The 17,881-nt window shown below is 61.2% G+C and carries 17 protein-coding genes and 1 pseudogene; 10 read left to right on the forward strand and 8 right to left on the reverse strand.

Going from position 1 to position 17,881, the window contains the following annotated elements; all coding sequences use genetic code 11:
- Positions 1 to 94: 94 nt before the first annotated feature.
- The gene (locus tag AB4Z25_RS17305) at positions 95 to 1,012 is read right to left on the reverse strand and encodes a LysR family transcriptional regulator (protein WP_442208675.1); all 918 of its coding nucleotides are present in this window, start codon (positions 1,010 to 1,012) and stop codon (positions 95 to 97) included.
- Between the two features lie 128 nt (positions 1,013 to 1,140).
- Between AB4Z25_RS17305 and AB4Z25_RS17310 the strand changes: the two genes are divergently transcribed.
- From AB4Z25_RS17310 to AB4Z25_RS17335, 6 genes are all read left to right on the forward strand, one after another.
- Entirely contained in the window at positions 1,141 to 1,314 is a 174-nt protein-coding gene (locus AB4Z25_RS17310) for a hypothetical protein (RefSeq protein ID WP_442208676.1), read from the forward strand.
- The gene (locus AB4Z25_RS17315) at positions 1,307 to 1,780 is read left to right on the forward strand and encodes a glutathione S-transferase family protein (RefSeq protein WP_442208783.1); all 474 of its coding nucleotides are present in this window, start codon (positions 1,307 to 1,309) and stop codon (positions 1,778 to 1,780) included. Before AB4Z25_RS17310 ends, AB4Z25_RS17315 begins: the two co-directional genes overlap by 8 nt.
- A gap of 312 nt (positions 1,781 to 2,092) precedes the next feature.
- The gene (locus AB4Z25_RS17320) at positions 2,093 to 2,830 is read left to right on the forward strand and encodes an SDR family oxidoreductase (protein WP_112514706.1); all 738 of its coding nucleotides are present in this window, start codon (positions 2,093 to 2,095) and stop codon (positions 2,828 to 2,830) included.
- A 323-nt stretch (positions 2,831 to 3,153) separates the two neighbouring features.
- On the forward strand, positions 3,154 to 3,876 hold the full coding sequence (locus AB4Z25_RS17325; protein ID WP_442208677.1) for a FadR/GntR family transcriptional regulator: 723 nt from the start codon (positions 3,154 to 3,156) through the stop codon (positions 3,874 to 3,876).
- Complete coding sequence (locus AB4Z25_RS17330; RefSeq protein ID WP_442208678.1) at positions 3,873 to 5,039, forward strand: PLP-dependent transferase; 1,167 nt, start codon at positions 3,873 to 3,875, stop codon at positions 5,037 to 5,039. The genes AB4Z25_RS17325 and AB4Z25_RS17330 overlap by 4 nt, the downstream gene beginning before the upstream one ends.
- 44 nt (positions 5,040 to 5,083) lie before the next feature.
- Complete coding sequence (locus AB4Z25_RS17335) at positions 5,084 to 6,343, forward strand: ABC transporter substrate-binding protein (RefSeq protein WP_442208679.1); 1,260 nt, start codon at positions 5,084 to 5,086, stop codon at positions 6,341 to 6,343.
- A gap of 17 nt (positions 6,344 to 6,360) precedes the next feature.
- On the opposite strand, the pseudogene AB4Z25_RS17340 reads toward AB4Z25_RS17335, so the two are convergent.
- Positions 6,361 to 6,551, reverse strand: a pseudogene (locus AB4Z25_RS17340) (hypothetical protein); the annotation flags it as partial.
- Here AB4Z25_RS17340 and AB4Z25_RS17345 point away from each other — a divergent pair.
- Genes AB4Z25_RS17345 through AB4Z25_RS17355 form a run of 3 tightly spaced genes read left to right on the forward strand, consistent with a single transcriptional unit; the run spans position 6,534 to position 9,364 of the window.
- Positions 6,534 to 7,466: a carbohydrate ABC transporter permease gene (locus AB4Z25_RS17345; protein ID WP_442208680.1), complete on the forward strand. Its 933-nt coding sequence runs from the start codon at positions 6,534 to 6,536 to the stop codon at positions 7,464 to 7,466. The pseudogene AB4Z25_RS17340 and the gene AB4Z25_RS17345 sit on opposite strands and share 18 nt — an antisense overlap.
- A gap of 4 nt (positions 7,467 to 7,470) precedes the next feature.
- Positions 7,471 to 8,301, forward strand: coding sequence for a carbohydrate ABC transporter permease (locus tag AB4Z25_RS17350; protein ID WP_112388501.1), 831 nt, complete (start codon positions 7,471 to 7,473; stop codon positions 8,299 to 8,301).
- Positions 8,302 to 8,305: 4 nt separating this feature from the next.
- Entirely contained in the window at positions 8,306 to 9,364 is a 1,059-nt protein-coding gene (locus AB4Z25_RS17355; RefSeq protein ID WP_442208681.1) for an ABC transporter ATP-binding protein, read from the forward strand.
- 18 nt (positions 9,365 to 9,382) lie between these two features.
- Here the strand turns inward: AB4Z25_RS17355 and AB4Z25_RS17360 are convergent, their stop codons facing one another.
- Entirely contained in the window at positions 9,383 to 11,005 is a 1,623-nt protein-coding gene (locus AB4Z25_RS17360) for an ABC-F family ATP-binding cassette domain-containing protein (RefSeq protein ID WP_112514715.1), read from the reverse strand.
- A gap of 83 nt (positions 11,006 to 11,088) precedes the next feature.
- The gene (locus AB4Z25_RS17365) at positions 11,089 to 12,693 is read right to left on the reverse strand and encodes an inorganic phosphate transporter (RefSeq protein WP_442208682.1); all 1,605 of its coding nucleotides are present in this window, start codon (positions 12,691 to 12,693) and stop codon (positions 11,089 to 11,091) included.
- A gap of 163 nt (positions 12,694 to 12,856) precedes the next feature.
- Between AB4Z25_RS17365 and ppk2 the strand changes: the two genes are divergently transcribed.
- Positions 12,857 to 13,771: a polyphosphate kinase 2 gene (ppk2, locus tag AB4Z25_RS17370; RefSeq protein WP_112388496.1), complete on the forward strand. Its 915-nt coding sequence runs from the start codon at positions 12,857 to 12,859 to the stop codon at positions 13,769 to 13,771.
- 126 nt (positions 13,772 to 13,897) lie between these two features.
- Here the strand turns inward: ppk2 and AB4Z25_RS17375 are convergent, their stop codons facing one another.
- The 4 genes from AB4Z25_RS17375 to AB4Z25_RS17390 are packed head-to-tail and all read right to left on the reverse strand — an operon-like array spanning position 13,898 to position 17,705.
- On the reverse strand, positions 13,898 to 14,941 hold the full coding sequence (locus AB4Z25_RS17375) for a sulfate/molybdate ABC transporter ATP-binding protein (RefSeq protein ID WP_112388495.1): 1,044 nt from the start codon (positions 14,939 to 14,941) through the stop codon (positions 13,898 to 13,900).
- A 10-nt stretch (positions 14,942 to 14,951) separates the two neighbouring features.
- Positions 14,952 to 15,824: a sulfate ABC transporter permease subunit CysW gene (gene cysW / locus AB4Z25_RS17380; protein WP_442208683.1), complete on the reverse strand. Its 873-nt coding sequence runs from the start codon at positions 15,822 to 15,824 to the stop codon at positions 14,952 to 14,954.
- Positions 15,814 to 16,671, reverse strand: a complete 858-nt coding sequence (gene cysT / locus AB4Z25_RS17385; protein ID WP_442208684.1) for a sulfate ABC transporter permease subunit CysT — start codon at positions 16,669 to 16,671, stop codon at positions 15,814 to 15,816. Before cysT ends, cysW begins: the two co-directional genes overlap by 11 nt.
- Before the next feature lie 8 nt (positions 16,672 to 16,679).
- The gene (locus AB4Z25_RS17390) at positions 16,680 to 17,705 is read right to left on the reverse strand and encodes a sulfate ABC transporter substrate-binding protein (protein WP_112388492.1); all 1,026 of its coding nucleotides are present in this window, start codon (positions 17,703 to 17,705) and stop codon (positions 16,680 to 16,682) included.
- Positions 17,706 to 17,881: the final 176 nt, after the last annotated feature.

Raw genomic sequence — 17,881 nt, forward strand, 5'->3', positions numbered from 1 at the left:
GTAAGGGCTCTACCGGGAGTCATTGAGTCTCCTGCCTCAATAACGGCGATGCGCCTTGGCCTATGCTATCGCATGGAGCTCGGCGCAGGCATCGTCAATCCGCTCCGCCGTCGTCATCGGTGCTGAATTCGGAAGTGAGTTCGCGCCTGATAAAGTCGGCGAAGGTTCTCGCTTTGCTACTCGCCGTGCGTCCACTCGGGAAGACCGCCCAGAGATCGATGGGCGGAAGATCCCAGTCCTGGAGGACGCGCCGGACCTTGCCGGAGGCCAGTTCGGGCGCGAACATCCATTCAGAGGCGACGGCCAGTCCCATTCCGGCAAAGACCGCTTCGCGAACACCCTCGGCTGCGGTCAACCGGATGCGCCCCTTGATGGTCACGGCGCTTTGAACCAGCCCCTGGCTGAAGTTCCAGACAGTGCCGCCGCTGCGCAGATCGTAGACGACGGCTTGATGTGCCCCCAGGTCCGCAGGAGAGGTGGGCTCACCGTGGCTTTCAAAATACTCCGGTGAGGCGACCACGACGCGCGGGCTCTGTCCGACCTTGCGGGCGGTCAGCGATGAATCCTGCAGATCTCCCATTCGCAAGGCGATGTCGATACCGGCTTCGACAAGATCGACGTTGCGATCGTCCATGAATACTTCGATATCGAGATCGGGGTGCATGGCCAGGAATTTTGGCAAGTGGGGAACCACGTGGAGCCGCATGAATGTCACCGCGCCGCTGATCCGCAGCCGGCCGTTGAGAGCGGCACCTGAGCCCCGCGCCTTGGCCTCGGCCTCGTCGGCCTCTTCGACAGCGCGCTTGGCGTGTTCATAAAAATTCTCGCCCGCCTCCGTCGGCATCAGGCCTTGCGTCGTCCGCAACAGCAGCCTGGTGCCGACGCGCTCTTCGAGTTGGGCGATCATTTTGGAAATTGCCGGCTGTCCGACACGCAACTGCCGCGCGGCACCGGTGAATGATCCGGTATCGACGACGCGCACAAAGGCGTCCATGGCAGCGAGCCGGTTCATGGGCCATTCCTCCCTGGAATGATGCATATGTCTCCATCGCGGCTTCCCCCGTCAAGTCCACGGGCGCAAATAATGCGCGGTGCTCGATGCGGCAGCATCCCCATTAATTCTCCAGAGTGGAAACCACGATGATCGAAGTCTATGCCTTTGCGACGCCCAACAGTGTTCGCGTGCCTATCGCCCTTGAAGAGCTCGGGCTTGCTTATGAGCTCAAGCCTATTAACGTCCGCAAGGGCGAGCAGAAACTGCCGGACTACCCTGGCCATCAACCCCAATGGCAAGGTTCCTCTCCTGATCGATAGCGACGGCCCCGATGGGGAGCCCATCACCGTAAGTGAATCCGGGGCGATCCTCGTCTATCTTGCTGAAAAGACCGGAAAGCTGCTTCCGGGCGACGGCACAGGCCGCGCCCGTGTCTTCGAACAGATGTTCTTCCACCTGACCGGAATTGGCCCAGCCTTTGGGCAACTCGGCTTCTTCAAGCGGCAGGCGGCCGAGCAGATCCCATTGGCGATCGCAAGATTCCAGGCCGAGGCTGAACGCGTCCTCGCCGTGCTCGAAGGCGTGCTTCAGGAGCGCAAATTTGTTGCCGGAGACCAGTTCACGATCGCCGACATCGTGCATTTCGGGTGGCTGTGGCGTCGCGAATTTGCAGGCATAGACTTCGAGAAGACGCCAAACATTGCGCGCTGGTACGGCGAGATCGATGCGCGTCCTGCGGTCAAACGCGCGATCGAGAAAGTCACGGCACTGGTTCCTGCGACATGACTGCTTCGAAAGCAGATCGGGCCGGTCTTTCCTAGTCAGGATCGTCCTCAACTGACGGCTTGCAATCAAAGAAACATAAGGCGCGTGCCCGGCGACGGCGCGCGCCTTTGGCGTATTGAGAGATCGTCCTGCGAAGGTACAGAGAGTTCCGGCGCATTCCATTATGGAATAATCGATAGTCGGGTTTGGCGTCTACAACGCCGCTTTTGCCGAATTTATCTGATTGGCAGGCACCCGCCGGGTGCCATCCCGCGTGAAAGACCGAACAGTCGGCAAGCGCGGGTCCAGCAGATCAATTCGAAGGATAATTCCATGAGCAAGAAGTTGGATGGCAAGGTTGCCGTTGTGACCGGCGGCAGTGCCGGCATCGGGCTGGGCATCGCAAAGCAGCTCGCCGCAGAAGGTGCACTCGTTTACATCACGGGGCGCCGTCAAAGCGAACTCGACAAGGCCGTCGCGGCAATCGGCCACGGCGCCATCGCGGTGCAGGCCGACGCGTCGAAGCTCGGCGATCTCGATAAGCTCTACGAGATCGTGAAGAAGAATAGCGGCCATATCGACACTCTCGTCCTCAATGCCGGCTTCTACGAGTTCATGAAGTTCGGCGACATCACCGAAGAGCATTTCGACAAGACCTACAATACCAACGTGCGCGGGCTTCTTTTCGCTTTCCAGAAGGCCTTGCCGGTCTTGCGCGACGGTGCGTCCGTAATCCTGACGGGATCCATTGCGGCATCGAAGGGCATCCCGAACATGTCGGTCTATTCTTCGACCAAGGCGGCCATCCGCAGTCTCGTTCGCGGCTGGATCATCGACACGAAGGAGCGCGGTTTCCGCATCAACGTCTTGAGCCCGGGTCATACCGTGACGCCTGGTCTTTCGGGGTTGATCCCGGCCGAGGCTTACGAGGGAATCACCGCGACGATCCCGCTCGGTCGCATGGGCACGCCCGACGATATGGGCAAGACGGCAGTGTTCCTCGCATCCGACGACAGCGCGTTCATCACCGGCGTCCAGCTCGACGTCGATGGCGGTGTCGCCCAGTACTAAGCATGACGCGGGCGGGCCGATGGTCCGCCCGTTTCTACCTCTGGAACCCCGGTTTCTAGGCGTTCTTAACGACCTGGTTGCGCCCCGATCTTGGCTGCCCGCAAGCCGGTGATCTCCTTGTGGAAAAAACCACATCGGAAAAAATCCAGTAAAATCATTTGCATAATTTTCTTTCGGCGGTTCAGCGGGTTCCCCGCCGCAGCCAATTTCGTAGCAGACATCGCGGCGACGAGCTTCTGCCCTTGACGGCGAAAGTTTCTTGGGAAATGCTAAGATGTCAGACCAATTTAAGGTCGACTGCCTGACAAGAAAAATGGGGAACCATGAAGGCAAATGTGAGCGACAGGCCGGTGATCCGGCCACTTCCGGCGATCGACCGTGCGCGTCAGGTGACTGAGGCGCTGGCGCATTACGTCGAGGATGCGAAGCTGAAGGCGGGCGACCGCCTGCCGGCCGAGCGCGAGCTCATGTCCGCTCTGGCCGTTGGCCGTTCCACCATCCGCGAAGCCATCCGCCACTTCCAGGCGCTCGGTGTCATCGAAACCCGCAAGGGCAGCGGTACCTACCTGCTGAAACCGGTTTCGAAAGCGACCATTCATGTGCCGCTCTCCTTCGAAGGCGCCAATCTGCGCGATGCGCTACTGCAGACGCTCGAGGTTCGCCGCGGCATCGAATGCGAGGCGGCGATGGTGGCGGCCCGCAAGCGCACGGCCAGTGACCTCGTGAATATCGAAGAGAAACTGAACGAGATGGAGCGCGTCCATATCGCCAAGGGCAAGTCGGGTCCGGAAGATCTGGCGTTCCATATGGCAGTCTATGACGCGACGCATAATCCGATGTTCGGCCAGCTTCTGGAGCAGATGCGCGAAACCTTCGTCCGCTTCTGGACCCATCCGTTCGACCGGCAGGATTTTGCCCGCCGGTCCTTCCCGTTCCACCGTACGCTTTTCAACGCGATCGCCGCTAAGGATCCCCAGGCGGCGCGTGAGGAAACACTGAAGATTCTCGACGTTGTCGAGGAAGACATCAAGGAAATGTCCAAATGAGCAACTCGCTCGATCCCATCGAACTCGCTTCGCTGATCACCGCCCATGACGACCGCAATTTTGCCGAAGCGGTGGTGCCGCCGATTTTTCAGACATCGCTTTTCACCTTCTCCGATTATGACGACATGATCGCCTCCTATCGCGGCGAGAAGGTGCGGCCGATCTACACGCGCGGCCTCAACCCGACAGTGCGCATGTTCGAGGAAATGCTGGCCAAGCTCGAGGGCGCGGAAGATGCGCTCGGTTTTGCAAGCGGCATGGCGGCGATTTCGTCGGCAGTGCTTTCTTTCGTCGAGCCGGGTGATCGCATCGTCGCCGTCAAGCATGTCTATCCCGATGCCTTCCGCCTGTTCGGCACCATCCTGAAGCGGATGAAGGTTGAGGTGACCTATGTCGATGGCCGCGACGAGGAAGAAGTTGCCAAAGCACTTCCGGGCGCCAAGGTTTTCTATATGGAAAGCCCGACCAGTTGGGTGATGGAAGCCCATGATGTCGGCGCGCTGACGGCACTTGCGAAAAAGCACGGCGTTGTCACCATGATTGACAACAGCTGGGCGAGCCCGATCTTCCAGCGGCCGATCACCCTGGGTGTCGATCTGGTGATCCACTCGGCGTCCAAATATCTCGGCGGTCACAGCGACGTGGTCGCCGGTGTCGTCGCGGGCTCCAAGGAGATGATCGCCCGCATCAAGGCGGAGGCCTATCCCTATCTCGGCGGCAAGCTGTCGCCCTTCGACGCCTGGCTTTTGATCCGCGGGTTGCGCACGCTGCCGATCCGCATGAAAGCTCACGAGACCGCAGCGATGACCATCGCCCAGCGGCTGCAGGCGCTCGACGTGGTCGAGCAGGTCTGCCATCCGGGTCTCGCCAACCGCCTGCCGGCTGGACTCAACGGCACGTCGGGCCTGTTCTCCTTCATCTTCCGCGAAGGCGTCGATATCCGCGCCTTCGCCGATCACCTCAAGCTCTTCAAACTGGGCGTGAGCTGGGGTGGACACGAAAGCCTGATCGTACCGGGCGAGGTGGTGCTTCAGCAGAAGGCGCAACCGAACTCCGCGCATACCTTTGGCATTCATGCGCGGTCCGTACGTCTCCATGTCGGCCTCGAAGGGACCGAGGCGCTGTGGAGAGACATCGAGGAGGCGCTCGCCGCCGCTGCGTGACGACAATAGTGAGAGAAACACCTTCAACAAAAGGGGAACTGAGCATGAAAAGACTGATAACCGCAACGCTCTTCGCCACCATGATGGCAGGAACGGCCTTCGCCGACACGACGCTGAAACTCGTCGAGGTCATCACCAGCCCGGAGCGCACCGAGACGCTGAAGTCGATCGTCGGCAAGTTCGAAGCCGCCAATCCGGGCACCAAGGTCGAGATCATCTCGCTGCCCTGGAACGAAGCCTTCCAGAAGTTCGCGACCATGGTATCGGCCGGCGATACGCCCGATGTCATGGAAATGCCGGACACCTGGCTGTCGCTCTACGGCAATAACGGCATGCTCGAAAGCCTCGAGCCCTATCTTGCCAAGTGGGAGCACACCAAGGACCTGACGCCGCGCGCGCTTGAACTCGGCCGCGACGTCAAGAAGACCGCCTATATGCTGCCCTACGGCTTCTATCTGCGCGCCATGTTCTACAACAAGAAGCTGCTTGCCGAAGCCGGCGTGAAAGAGCCGCCGAAGACGATGGAGGAATTCACCAAGGCTTCCGAAGCCGTCTCCAAGATTTCGGGCAAGTACGGCTACTGCATGCGCGGCGGCCCGGGCGGTCTGAACGGCTGGATGATCTTCGCCGCATCGATGGCAGGATCCAACAAGTATTTCAACGAAGACGGCACCTCGACCATGAACAGCGAAGGCTGGGCAAAGGGTCTGGAATGGATGGTCGATCTTTACAAGAAGGGCTACGCGCCTAAGGATAGCGTCAACTGGGGCTTCAACGAAGTCGTCGCCGGCTTCTACTCCGGCACCTGCGCCTTCCTCGACCAGGATCCGGACGCGCTGATCGCCATCGCCGAGCGCATGAAGGCCGAAGACTTCGGCGTCATGCCTCTGCCGAAAGGCCCCGATGGCAAGTCGTTCCCGACCATCGGCTATGCCGGCTGGTCGATGTTCACGACGAGCCAGAACAAGGACCTTTCCTGGAAGCTGATCGAAACTCTCGAAAGCCCGGATGGCAACATCGAGTGGAACAAGAAGATCGGCGCTCTGCCGGCCTATACTGCCGCCGAAAAGGACCCGTTCTACGCCGGTGACCAGTTCAAGGGCTGGTTCCAGGAACTCGCCGACAAGGACACGGTCCCAACCGTGATGCCGACCTATCTTGAGGAATTCGCCTTCTTCAAGGACTCGCTGGCGATCAAGACCTCGCAGCAGGCCCTCCTCGGCGACATCACGCCGAAGGATCTGGCCGACCAGTGGGCTGATTACCTGACTAAGGCTCAGCAGAAGTTCCTGGCGAAGAAGTAAGTAAAGGCGGGCTCCTTACCCGGAGCCCCCTCATCCGCCTGCCGGCACCTTCTCCCCGCTGGGGAGAAGGGACTTTGCCGCAACCTCTCCGTTCCCTTCTCCCCTCGGGGAGAAGGTGGCCCGTAGGGCCGGATGAGGGGGCTGCACCCGCCGAGGCTAATAGAACAAGAACACGGAAAGCCGACCACCGATGACCATGACCGCCGATACGCACAGGCGCCGCGACCGCAGGCCGTTGCTGAAGCGTCTCGCCGATGCCTCCGAGCCATATCTTTACAGTGCGCCTTCGCTGATCCTCATCATCGGGGTCATGATGGTGCCGTTGGTGATCGGCATCTCCTATGCGTTTCGCGATATCCAGCTGCTGAACCCGTTCTCCGGCGGCTTCATCGGTATCGAGCATTTCCGCGAGCTTTCCAAGGATGCCGCCTTCTATGGCGCGCTGAAGAACACGCTGTGGTGGACCGGCGCTTCCGTCATCCTGCAATTTGCCTTCGGCCTCATCCTGGCGCTGCTGCTTGACAAGCCGTTCTGGGGCAGGGGCATCGTTCAGGCGCTGGTCTTCCTGCCCTGGGCAGTGCCGTCCTTCCTCGCCGGCCTCAACTGGGCCTGGCTCTTCAATCCGGTCATCGGCCCGATCCCGCATTGGCTCTACGCGATGGGCCTGATGAGCGAGCCGGGCAATATCCTCTCCGATCCGCAATATGCGATGTGGGGGCCGATCATCGCCAATGTCTGGTGGGGCATTCCGTTCTTTGCGATCACGCTGCTTGCCGCCCTGCAGGCGATCCCGCGCGATCTCTATGAGGCGGCCTCCATCGATGGCGCCGGCTGGTTCCAGCGCTTCGGCTCGATCACCCTGCCGTTCCTGGCGCCGACCATCGCCATCACCGTGCTTCTGCGCACCGTCTGGATCTCCAATTTCGCCGATCTGATCGTCGTCATGACCGGCGGCGGCCCGGCCGATCGCACGCAGATCGTCGCCAGCTACATCTTCACCCAGGCCTTCAAGCGGCTGGATTTCGGCTATGCCTCGGCGATCGCGCTGGTGCTGCTGGCCCTGCTGCTCGGCTATTCCATGCTGATCATCCTGCTGCGGCAGACGCTGCTGAACAAGGATTGAGACCATGAAGCGATCCATCATCCCCACCGTCGCGCATCGCCTGGCGATCCTCTGCTACATCGCCTTCGCGCTGTTCCCGCTCTACTGGCTGCTGAAGGTCTCTGTCACGCCGAACGATCTTCTCTATTCGGAAGGCGTGCGCATGTGGCCATCGCGCACGACCTGGGAACACTATTCCTTCGTCCTGCAGCACAGCGCCTTCCCGACCTTCTTCAAGAACAGCCTGATCGTCTCGGGTTCGACGGCGATCACCGTGACGATCTGCGCCTCGTTGTCGGGCTATGCGCTATCGCGCTTCAACTTCCGCGCCAAGTACTGGATCGTGGCGCTGATGCTTTTGACGCAGATGTTCCCGCTCGTCATGCTGGTCGCGCCGATCTTCAAGATCCTGACGCCGCTGCATCTGACCAACAGCCTGACCGGTCTCGTCATCGTCTACACCGCCTTCAACGTGCCCTTCGCCACCTTCCTGATGCAGTCCTTCTTCGACGGCATTCCGAAGGATCTCGAAGAGGCTGCGATGATCGACGGCGCTACCCAGTTCACGGCGTTCCGGCAGATCATCCTGCCGCTGACGCTCCCCGGCATTGCGGCGACGCTCGGCTTCGTCTTCACCGCGGCCTGGAGCGAGCTGCTCTTCGCGCTGATGCTGATCAACGGCAACGACGCGGCGACCTTCCCGGTCGGGCTTCTCACCTTCGTCTCGAAATTCTCCGTGGATTTCGGGCAGATGATGGCGGCGGGCGTTATGGCGCTCATTCCGGCCGGCCTCTTCTTCCTGCTCATCCAACGTTATCTCGTGCAGGGCCTGACGGCCGGCGCGGTCAAGGGTTAGTCACATGGCATCGATCGATATCAAGAACGTCAAGAAAGCTTACGGCCATGTGCAGGTGCTGCACGACGTCGACCTCGAGATCAAGGACGGCGAATTCGTCGTCCTCGTCGGCCCGTCCGGCTGCGGCAAGTCCACGCTGTTGCGCATGATCGCCGGCCTGGAAGAGGTTACCGGCGGCGAGATCCGCATTGCCGGAAACCGCGTCAACGAACTGCATCCGAAGGACCGCGACATCGCCATGGTGTTCCAGTCCTACGCGCTCTATCCGCACATGAATGTCGCGGGCAACATGAGCTACAGCCTTAAGCTCCGGAAGACGGCCAAGGAAAAGATCGCCAGCGCCGTCGGCTCCGCCGCCTCGAAGCTCGGCCTCGACCCATTGCTGGAACGCCGTCCGAAGGCTCTCTCGGGGGGGCAGCGCCAGCGCGTCGCCATGGGCCGCGCCATCGTCCGCCAGCCGAAGGCCTTCCTGTTCGACGAGCCGCTGTCGAACCTCGACGCCCGCCTGCGCGAACAGATGCGCGCTGAAATCAAGAAACTGCATGGCGACCTGAAGGCGACCTCGATCTACGTCACCCACGACCAGATCGAAGCGATGACGCTTGCCGACCGCATCGTGGCCATGCATGGCGGCGTGGTGCAGCAGGTCGGCAGCCCGCTGGAACTCTACGACCGTCCCGCCAATCTCTTCGTCGCCGGCTTCATCGGCTCGCCGGGCATGAATTTCCTTGAGGCGATCTATGAGAACGGCGGCGCAAAGCTGAAGGATGGCACGGTCGTTCCGCTGCTTTCGTCGCTGTCGCTCGCCAATGGCTCGAAGATCACCCTCGGCATCCGCCCGGAACACGTCGTCATGTCCTCAGGCGGCGCTGGCATGAGCGCCGATGTCGAACTCATCGAACCGACAGGCTTCGGCATCATCCTGCACCTGTCGCTGCACGGCCTGCCGTTCAAGGTCTTCACGCTCAACCGCGAATCGCTGACCGCCGGACCGAAGGTCAACGTGACCTTCCCGGCAGAGCATCTGCATATCTTCGACGAGGCGGGTAACCGGGCGAGCTGAGGCCGCCCGGCTAAGGACTTAGCTCCGCAGCCCCGGCGCTTCCTGGCCGGTGCGCTCGACATATTCGGTATAGCCGCCGCCATACTGGTGGATGCCATCCGGCGTCAGTTCCAGCACGCGGTTGGAGAGCGCTGCCAGGAAGTGACGGTCGTGCGAGACGAAGAGCATGGTGCCTTCGTAATCGGCGAGCGCCTTGATCAGCATTTCCTTGGTGTCGAGGTCGAGGTGGTTGGTCGGCTCGTCGAGAACCAGGAGGTTTGGCGGGTCGAACAGCATCTTGGCCATGACCAGACGCGCCTTTTCGCCGCCGGAGAGGACACGGCACTTTTTCTCGACATCGTCACCCGAAAAGCCGAAGCAGCCGGCGAGTGCACGAAGCGGCGCCTGTCCTGCGAGCGGGAAGGAATCTTCCAGCCATTCGAGAACCGTGCGCTCACCGTCGAGGATGTCCATGGCGTGCTGGGCAAAATAGCCGAGCTTGACGCTGGCGCCGAGCGCCACGCTGCCCTGATCCGGTTCGGTCGAGCCGGTGACCAGCTTCAGCAGCGTCGATTTTCCGGCGCCGTTGACGCCCATGATGCACCAGCGCTCCTTGCGGCGGACCATGAAATCCAAGCCTTCATAGATGCTGCGGCTGCCATACTTCTTGTGCACGTTCTTGATGTTGATGACATCTTCGCCCGAGCGCGGCGCCGGCAGGAATTCGAAGGCGACAGTCTGGCGGCGGCGCGGCGGCTCGACGCGTTCGATCTTGTCGAGCTTCTTCACGCGGCTCTGCACCTGTGCGGCGTGCGAAGCGCGGGCCTTGAAGCGCTCGATGAACTTGATTTCCTTGGCAAGCATCGCCTGCTGGCGTTCGAACTGCGCCAACTGCTGCTTTTCGTTCTGCGCCCGCTGGTTTTCGTAGAAGCCGTAGTCGCCGGAATAGGTGTTCAGCGAGCCGGCGTCGATCTCGATGATCTTGGTGACGATGCGATTGAGGAATTCGCGGTCGTGCGAGGTCATCAGCAGCGCGCCGTCGTAATTCTTCAGGAAGTCCTCAAGCCAAATCAGGCTTTCGAGATCGAGATGGTTCGACGGTTCGTCGAGCAGCATCACGTCGGGGCGCATCAAGAGGATGCGGCCGAGCGCCACGCGCATCTTCCAGCCGCCCGAAAGCGCGCCGACATCGCCGTCCATCATTTCCTGCGTGAAGCTGAGGCCATCGAGCACTTCGCGGGCGCGGCCCTCCAGCGCATAGCCGTCGAGCTCCTCGTAACGGGCCTGCACTTCGCCGTAACGCTCTATGATGGCGTCCATCTCGTCCATGCGGTCAGGGTCGGACATCGCCGCCTCGAGATCGCGCAGCTCGGCAGCGACTTCGCTGACCGGGCCGGCACCTTCCATGACTTCGGCAACGGCGCTGCGACCGGACATTTCGCCGACATCCTGGTTGAAGTAACCAACGGTCATGCCCTTTTCGACGGAAATCTGGCCCTCGTCGGGGATTTCCTCGCCGGTGATCATCCGGAACAGCGTCGTCTTGCCGGCGCCGTTCGGGCCGACGAGACCGATCTTCTCGCCCTTGTTCAGGGCGGCTGACGCCTCAATGTAGAGAATGCGGTGGCTGTTCTGCTTGCTGATATTTTCGATGCGGATCATGGAGGAGCGGGTACCTGAAAAGTTGTTGCGGCGCGCTTATCATGCGCCGCAGCATTTGTCGCGATTTTCCTTCCGCCGGGGTCTCAGAAGACCTGGCGGAGGATGACGAAGAGCACGAAGGCGATGGCGATCGAGGCGGGCAGGGTGAGCACCCAGGCCATCAGCATGTTGCGCACGGTCGACCACTGAAGGCCCGAGCCGTTCGCCGCCATGGTTCCGGCAACGCCCGACGACAGAACGTGTGTCGTCGAGACCGGCAGACCAAAATGATCAGCCGCGCCGATCGTCACCATGGCGACGACTTCGGCGGCCGCACCCTGTCCATAGGTCAGGTGCGTCTTGCCGATCTTTTCGCCGACGGTGACGACGATGCGCTTCCAGCCGACCATGGTGCCGAGCCCGAGCGCTATGGCCACGGCGATCTTCACCCAGAGTGGGATGAACTTCGTCGCGTTGTCGACTGCCTTGTGATAGCCGGTCACCGCCTGCAGGTCGGCATCATCCATCGGCAGCAGCTTCTGCTTGTCGATCAGCTTCAGCGCTTCACCGATCAGATAGATGTCGTTGCGCACGTTACCGACGAGATTGGTCGGAACCGCTTCCAGCGTCGGGAAGGCGGCGACTTCGGCGCTCGTCTGGTGGATATATTGCTGCAGGGCAGGGGTCGTCGCATCCGTCCAGGTCTTGGTCTTCACGGCATTGCTGACCTCGGCCTTGTATTCGGTGACGGTGACGCCGGGCTTCACATATTTGCCGAGTGCCGTTTCCACCTGTGCGGAGGCCTGCTTGTAGGCTTCCAGGTAGTTGACATCAGGCGTGCGGTTCAGCGCGAATGCCGTCGGCACCAAGCCGATAAGGATCAGCATGATGAGACCCATGCCTTTCTGGCCATCGTTCGATCCGTGGGCGAAGCTGACGCCGGTGCAGGTGAAAATCAGGATGGCGCGGATCCAGAGCGGCGGCGGCTGGTTGCCCTTCGGCTCCGCATAGAGCTCTTTCTTGCGAACGAGAAACTTCATGACGACGAGCAGGATCGCCGAGAGGCCGAAGCCGATCAGCGGCGATATCAGCAGCGACAGGCCGATATTGGTCGCTTGCGACCAGTCGACACCGCTGGTGGCGCTGCCTGCCGGGGCCAGGAACTGGTTGGCAAGGCCGACGCCGATGATCGAGCCGACAAGCGTGTGCGAGCTTGAGGACGGCAGGCCGAGATACCAGGTGCCGAGGTTCCAGACGATGGCGGCGATCAGCAGGGCGAAGACCATCGCCAGACCGGAGCCGGAGCCGACCTGCAGGATGAGCTCGACCGGCAGAAGCGCCAAGATACCGAAGGCAACAGCGCCCGACGAAGTCAGCACGCCGAGGAAGTTGAAGAAGCCGGACCAGATGACCGCCAGTTCGGCGGGCATCGAACGGGTGTAGATCACGGTCGCCACGGCATTTGCCGTGTCGTGGAAGCCGTTGACGAACTCGAAACCGAGCGCGATCAGCAGCGCCAGTCCGAGCAGGATCCACGGAACGGCGGCGGCGGCTTCCGTCAGGTCGCGGCCGAGCGCATAGGCCACGTATCCGAGGCCGACGAGAAGAATGAGCAGAAAGACCGGTATGAACCATTTGCCCGCACTCGACGAGTGCAGCGGATGGCTACCGGACTGAGGCATTGGGTGATCGGGGGCGATATCAGCCATGTCCTTGTCCTTTCATGGAAAAGCATCCAAAGCTACGTCTCGCCCATGAACCTTGCGTGACACAACTTTTCGGTAATGCGGCCCTGCGTTCTCGCGCATCTGCGATTGTCACATTACTGTCGTCAAACCCTGTTGATGTGGCGCCGATCAAAGGGACAGGACCATGACTCAGGAAGAAATCGACCAGCTCCGCCGCATCAAGGACGAGATTGCAGACAGTTTCGACGAGGAACTGGAAATGCAGATGGAGGAAGACCGGCTTGATGACCTCGTCGCCGAGAACCTTCCAGGCGGCATCGAAGACGTGCTGGAGCGGAAAACCTATTTCCGCGAGCTTTTCCGCCTCCAGCATGAGCTGGTGAAGCTGCAGGACTGGGTGCAACACAAGAAGCTGAAGGTCGTCGTGCTGTTCGAAGGTCGCGATTCCGCCGGCAAGGGCGGGGCGATCAAGCGCGTCACGCAGCGCCTCAATCCGCGCGTTTGCCGTGTCGTCGCCCTTCCGGCGCCGACCGAGCGCGAGCGGAACCAGTGGTATTTCCAGCGCTACACGCCGCACCTTCCGTCAGCTGGCGAAATGGTTCTGTTCGACCGCAGCTGGTACAACCGCGCCGGCGTCGAGCGCGTCATGGGCTTCTGCACCAAGGACGAGCTGGAAGAATTCTTCCGCTCGGTACCGGAATTCGAGCGCATGCTTGTTCGTTCCGGCATCATCCTCGTCAAATACTGGTTCTCGATCACCGACGAGGAGCAGGAATTCCGTTTCCGCATGCGTATCCAGGATCCGCTGAAGCAGTGGAAGCTGTCGCCGATGGATCTCGAAAGCCGCGTGCACTGGGAAGAATACACCAAGGCCAAGGAAGAGATGCTCGACCGGACCCATATTCCGGAAGCGCCGTGGTGGGTGGTCCAGGCCGTCGACAAGAAGCGGGCGCGCCTCAACATGATCGCCCATCTTCTGCAGCATATCCCCTACGCGGATGTGCCGAAGGACAATATCGTCCTGCCGCCGCGCGTGCGCCACGACGACTATTCGCGCATACCGGTTCCGCCTGAGATGTACGTGCCGGAAATCTATTGAATGTGCCTGAGCGGGCGGTCGCACCGCCCGCAGCCGTCATCCTCGGCGCTGTGCCGAGGATCCAACGATCCCCTACGTCAGCCGTTGCAGATGCTCGGGACAAGCCCGAGCATGACGAAGTGAGGGTCAGCCCTTCCTGAACAGTTTCCAGCGCGTCGGCCGGAAGGCGATGTGCTTGCTGTCGAGGACTTCGGTCTGTGACGGCGGCACTTCCAGCTCGATATGCTGGTGCCCCTTGCCGATATCGATTTCGATATGCCTTGTTCCCGCGACACGGCGACTGGAGGCGAGCGTGCCGGGGATGCCGCCACGGTTCGCGTCCAGCAGTTCGATGTCGTGCGGGCGGAAATAGAGCTGCGCCTCGCCGTCCGGCTCGCCATCGGCCTTCAGACCGAGCGTCCGGCCCTCGAACAGGATGTCGCCGCCGACGATCTTGACGTTCAAACAGTTCGACTGGCCGACGAAACCGAAGACGAAGGGTGAGTTCGGACGATCGTACACTTCGTCCGGCGTGCCGACCTGCTCGATCGCACCCTGGCTCATGACGACGACGCGGTCGGCCAGCTCCATCGCTTCGTCCTGGTCGTGGGTGACGAAGACGGTGGTATGGCCGGTGCGGTCGTGGATTTCCCGCAGCCACTTGCGCAGATCCTTGCGCACCTGGGCGTCGAGCGCGCCGAACGGCTCGTCGAGCAAAAGCACGTTCGGTTCGACCGCCATGGCGCGGGCGAGCGCCACGCGCTGACGCTGGCCGCCGGAAAGTTGGGCCGGATAGCGCTTTTCGAGGCCTGAGAGTTGGACGAGATCCAGCAATTCGAGCGCCCTCTTGCGGATTTCGGCCTTCGGCGGACGGCGGGCGCCGTCACGCACCTTGAGGCCGAAGGCGACGTTGTCGAGCACCGTCATGTGGCGGAACAAGGCATAGTGCTGGAACACGAAGCCGATGTTGCGCTCCTGCACCGTCTTTTTCGAGGCATCCTCGTCGCCGAAGAAGACCTTGCCTTCGGTCGGGCTTTCGAGGCCGGCGATGAGGCGAAGGAGTGTCGTCTTGCCGGAACCGGAAGGGCCAAGCAGCGCGATCAGTTCGCCCGAGCGGATATCGAGTGAAACGTCGTGCAGGGCCGGAAATCGGTCGAATTCCTTGCGTATGTTTTGAACGCGTACTTCCATTCTCAATCCTTCAGTGCCGCCGGCTGGCGGCGATTTCCGCGCTGTATCGCATTTCGAGCAGCGTTTTCAAAACAAGGGTCACAAGGGCAAGCAGGGCAAGCAGTGTCGCGACGGCAAAGGCGCCGGTGAAATTATACTCGTTGTAGAGAATTTCCACCTGCAGCGGCATCGTGTTGGTCTGGCCACGGATATGGCCGGAGACAACGGAGACGGCGCCGAACTCGCCCATGGCGCGGGCGTTGCAGAGCAATACGCCATAGAGCAGGCCCCACTTGATGTTCGGCAGCGTCACATACCAGAAGGTCTGCCAGCCGCTGGCGCCGAGCGACAGGGCCGCTTCTTCATCGGCCGTTCCCTGTTCCTGCATCAGCGGGATGAGTTCGCGGGCGACGAAGGGGAAGGTGACGAACATCGTGGCCAGGATCAGCCCCGGCACGGCGAACAGGATCTTGATGCTATGGGCATCGAACCATTTGCCGAGATAGGTGTTGGCGCCGAACAGGAGCACGAAGACAAGACCCGAGATCACCGGCGACACCGAGAAGGGCAGGTCGATCAGCGTCGTCAGAAACGCCTTTCCCTTGAACTCGAACTTGGCGATCGCCCAGGCCGCGGCAACGCCGAAGACGACGTTCAGCGGCACGCTGATGCCGGCGACGATCAGGGTGAGGCGGATCGCCGAGAAGGTTTCTGCATCCTGCAGCGCCTGGAAGAACGGCGGAACGCCCTTGCGGAATGCTTCGACGAAGACGGCGGCCAGCGGCAGGAACAGGATCAGCAGCAGGAAGACCAGCGATAGCAGGATCAGCGCCCAGCGCGCCAGCCTGCTTTCCGTCACGACGGAGGCGACCTTCGGAGAGGCGGAGACAGTATCAAGCGCCATGTCCGTACCTCCGTCTGCGCCAGCTCTGAATGAGATTGATGACGAGCAGCATGATGAACGAGATGATGAGCGTGAGGGCCGCAATGCCGGTGGCGGCGGCGTAATTATACTCTTCGAGCTTGATGACGATCAGCAGCGGCGCGATCTCCGATTTGAACGGCAGGTTGCCGGCAATGAAGATGACCGATCCGTATTCGCCGACGCCGCGGGCGAAGGCGAGTGCAAAACCCGTCAGCACGGCGGGCGCAAGGCCAGGCAGCAGCACGCGGGTGATCGTCTGGAAGCGGTTGGCGCCGAGCGTCGCCGCGGCCTCCTCCACTTCCTTGTCGATCTCCTCCATCACCGGCTGAACCGTGCGCACCACGAAGGGCAGGCCCACGAAGATCAGGGCAACGACGATACCGGCCGGGGTGAAGGCGATCTTGATGCCGAGCGGCGCCAGAAACTGGCCGACCCAGCCGTTCGGCGCATAGAGCGTCGTCAGCGCGATACCGGCAACGGCTGTCGGCAGCGCGAAGGGCAGATCGACCATGGCGTCGATGATGCGCTTGCCGGGGAAGCGGTAGCGCACCAGCACCCAAGCGAGGATGACACCGAAGACGGCATTGATGCAGGCGGCGATGAAGGCGCCGCCGAAGCTGATGCGCAGGGCATTCACAGTGCGCGGATCGAGCGCAATCGACAGGAACTTCTCCCAGCCGAGTTCGCTCGAACGCCATGCGAGCCCCGACAAGGGGATCAGGATCAGAAGGGTGAGCCAGGTCAAGGTTAAGCCGAGCGCCAATCCGAAACCCGGAATGACACTCGGCCGCTTCAACCGCCACCGTGAGGGGCTATGTGCGTTCATGAACTCTATTATTGGGCCGGCTTGTAGATCTGGTCAAATACCCCGCCGTCGCCGAAGAATTTCGGCTGGGCTTCCTTCCATCCACCGAAATCATCGATGGTGGCAAGCGTCAACTTCGGGAAGCGGGCGATATCTGCCGGATCGGCAGCTTCGGGCTTGATCGGGCGGTAGAAGTGCTTGGCAGCGATCTTCTGGCCTTCGTCCGAATAGAGGTAGTTCAGATAGGCTTCGGCAACCTTGCGGGTGCCCTTCTTGTCGACATTGCCGTCGACGATGGCAACCGGCGGGTCGGCACGGATGGAGAAGGCCGGGGTCACGATCTCGAACTGGTCGGGGCCGAGTTCTTCAAGCGAGAGATAGGCTTCGTTTTCCCAAGCGAGCAGAACGTCGCCGAGACCGCGCTGGACGAAGGTGGTGGTCGCGCCGCGTGCGCCGGTATCGAGAACCGGAACGTGCTGCAGAAGCTTGGTCACATAGTCCTGCGCCTTAGCTTCGTCGCCGCCATTTGCCTGCTTGGCCCATGCCCAGGCTGCCAGGAAGTTCCAGCGGGCGCCGCCCGAGGTCTTCGGGTTCGGGGTAATGACCTGGACGTCGTCCTTGACGAGATCGGCCCAGTCCTTGATGCCCTTCGGATTGCCCTTGCGGACCAGGAAGACGATCGTCGAGGTGTAAGGGGTGGAGTTGTTCGGGAACTTGGTTTTCCAGTCGGTCGGGATCTTGCCGGTCGCCTTGGCGATCGCGTCGATGTCGCCTTCCAGCGCCAGCGTCACGACGTCAGCTTCGAGACCATCGATGACCGAGCGGGCCTGCGCGCCGGAGCCACCATGGGAGGCCTGGATCGTGACCGCTTCACCGGTATCCTTCTGCCACTTGGCAGCGAAGGCGGCATTGAAGTCCTTATACAATTCGCGCGTCGGGTCGTAGGACACGTTGAGAAGCTGCTGATCGGCGAAAGCCGGAGCAACGGCGCCGATGGCAACGCTACCGGCGAAGACTGCGGCGGCGAGAAGCCTTGTGATCCGAGTTGACTGCATGAAAAACCTCCTTCGTTTCTGCCGTAAACTCTATCAACTTAGTCGTATAATGAAACGAAAGTTCTTCCGGTTGGAACGTCGCTTTCTGGAATGTCATTTCATTTGCAAGAGGTTTCTGAAACGGACTTACCGGACAAGCCTTTGAACCTCTGCCAATTCAATTGCAGAATAGATCG

It is taken from the genome of Rhizobium sp. RAF36, assembly GCF_052114105.1.
Lineage (GTDB): Bacteria > Pseudomonadota > Alphaproteobacteria > Rhizobiales > Rhizobiaceae > Rhizobium.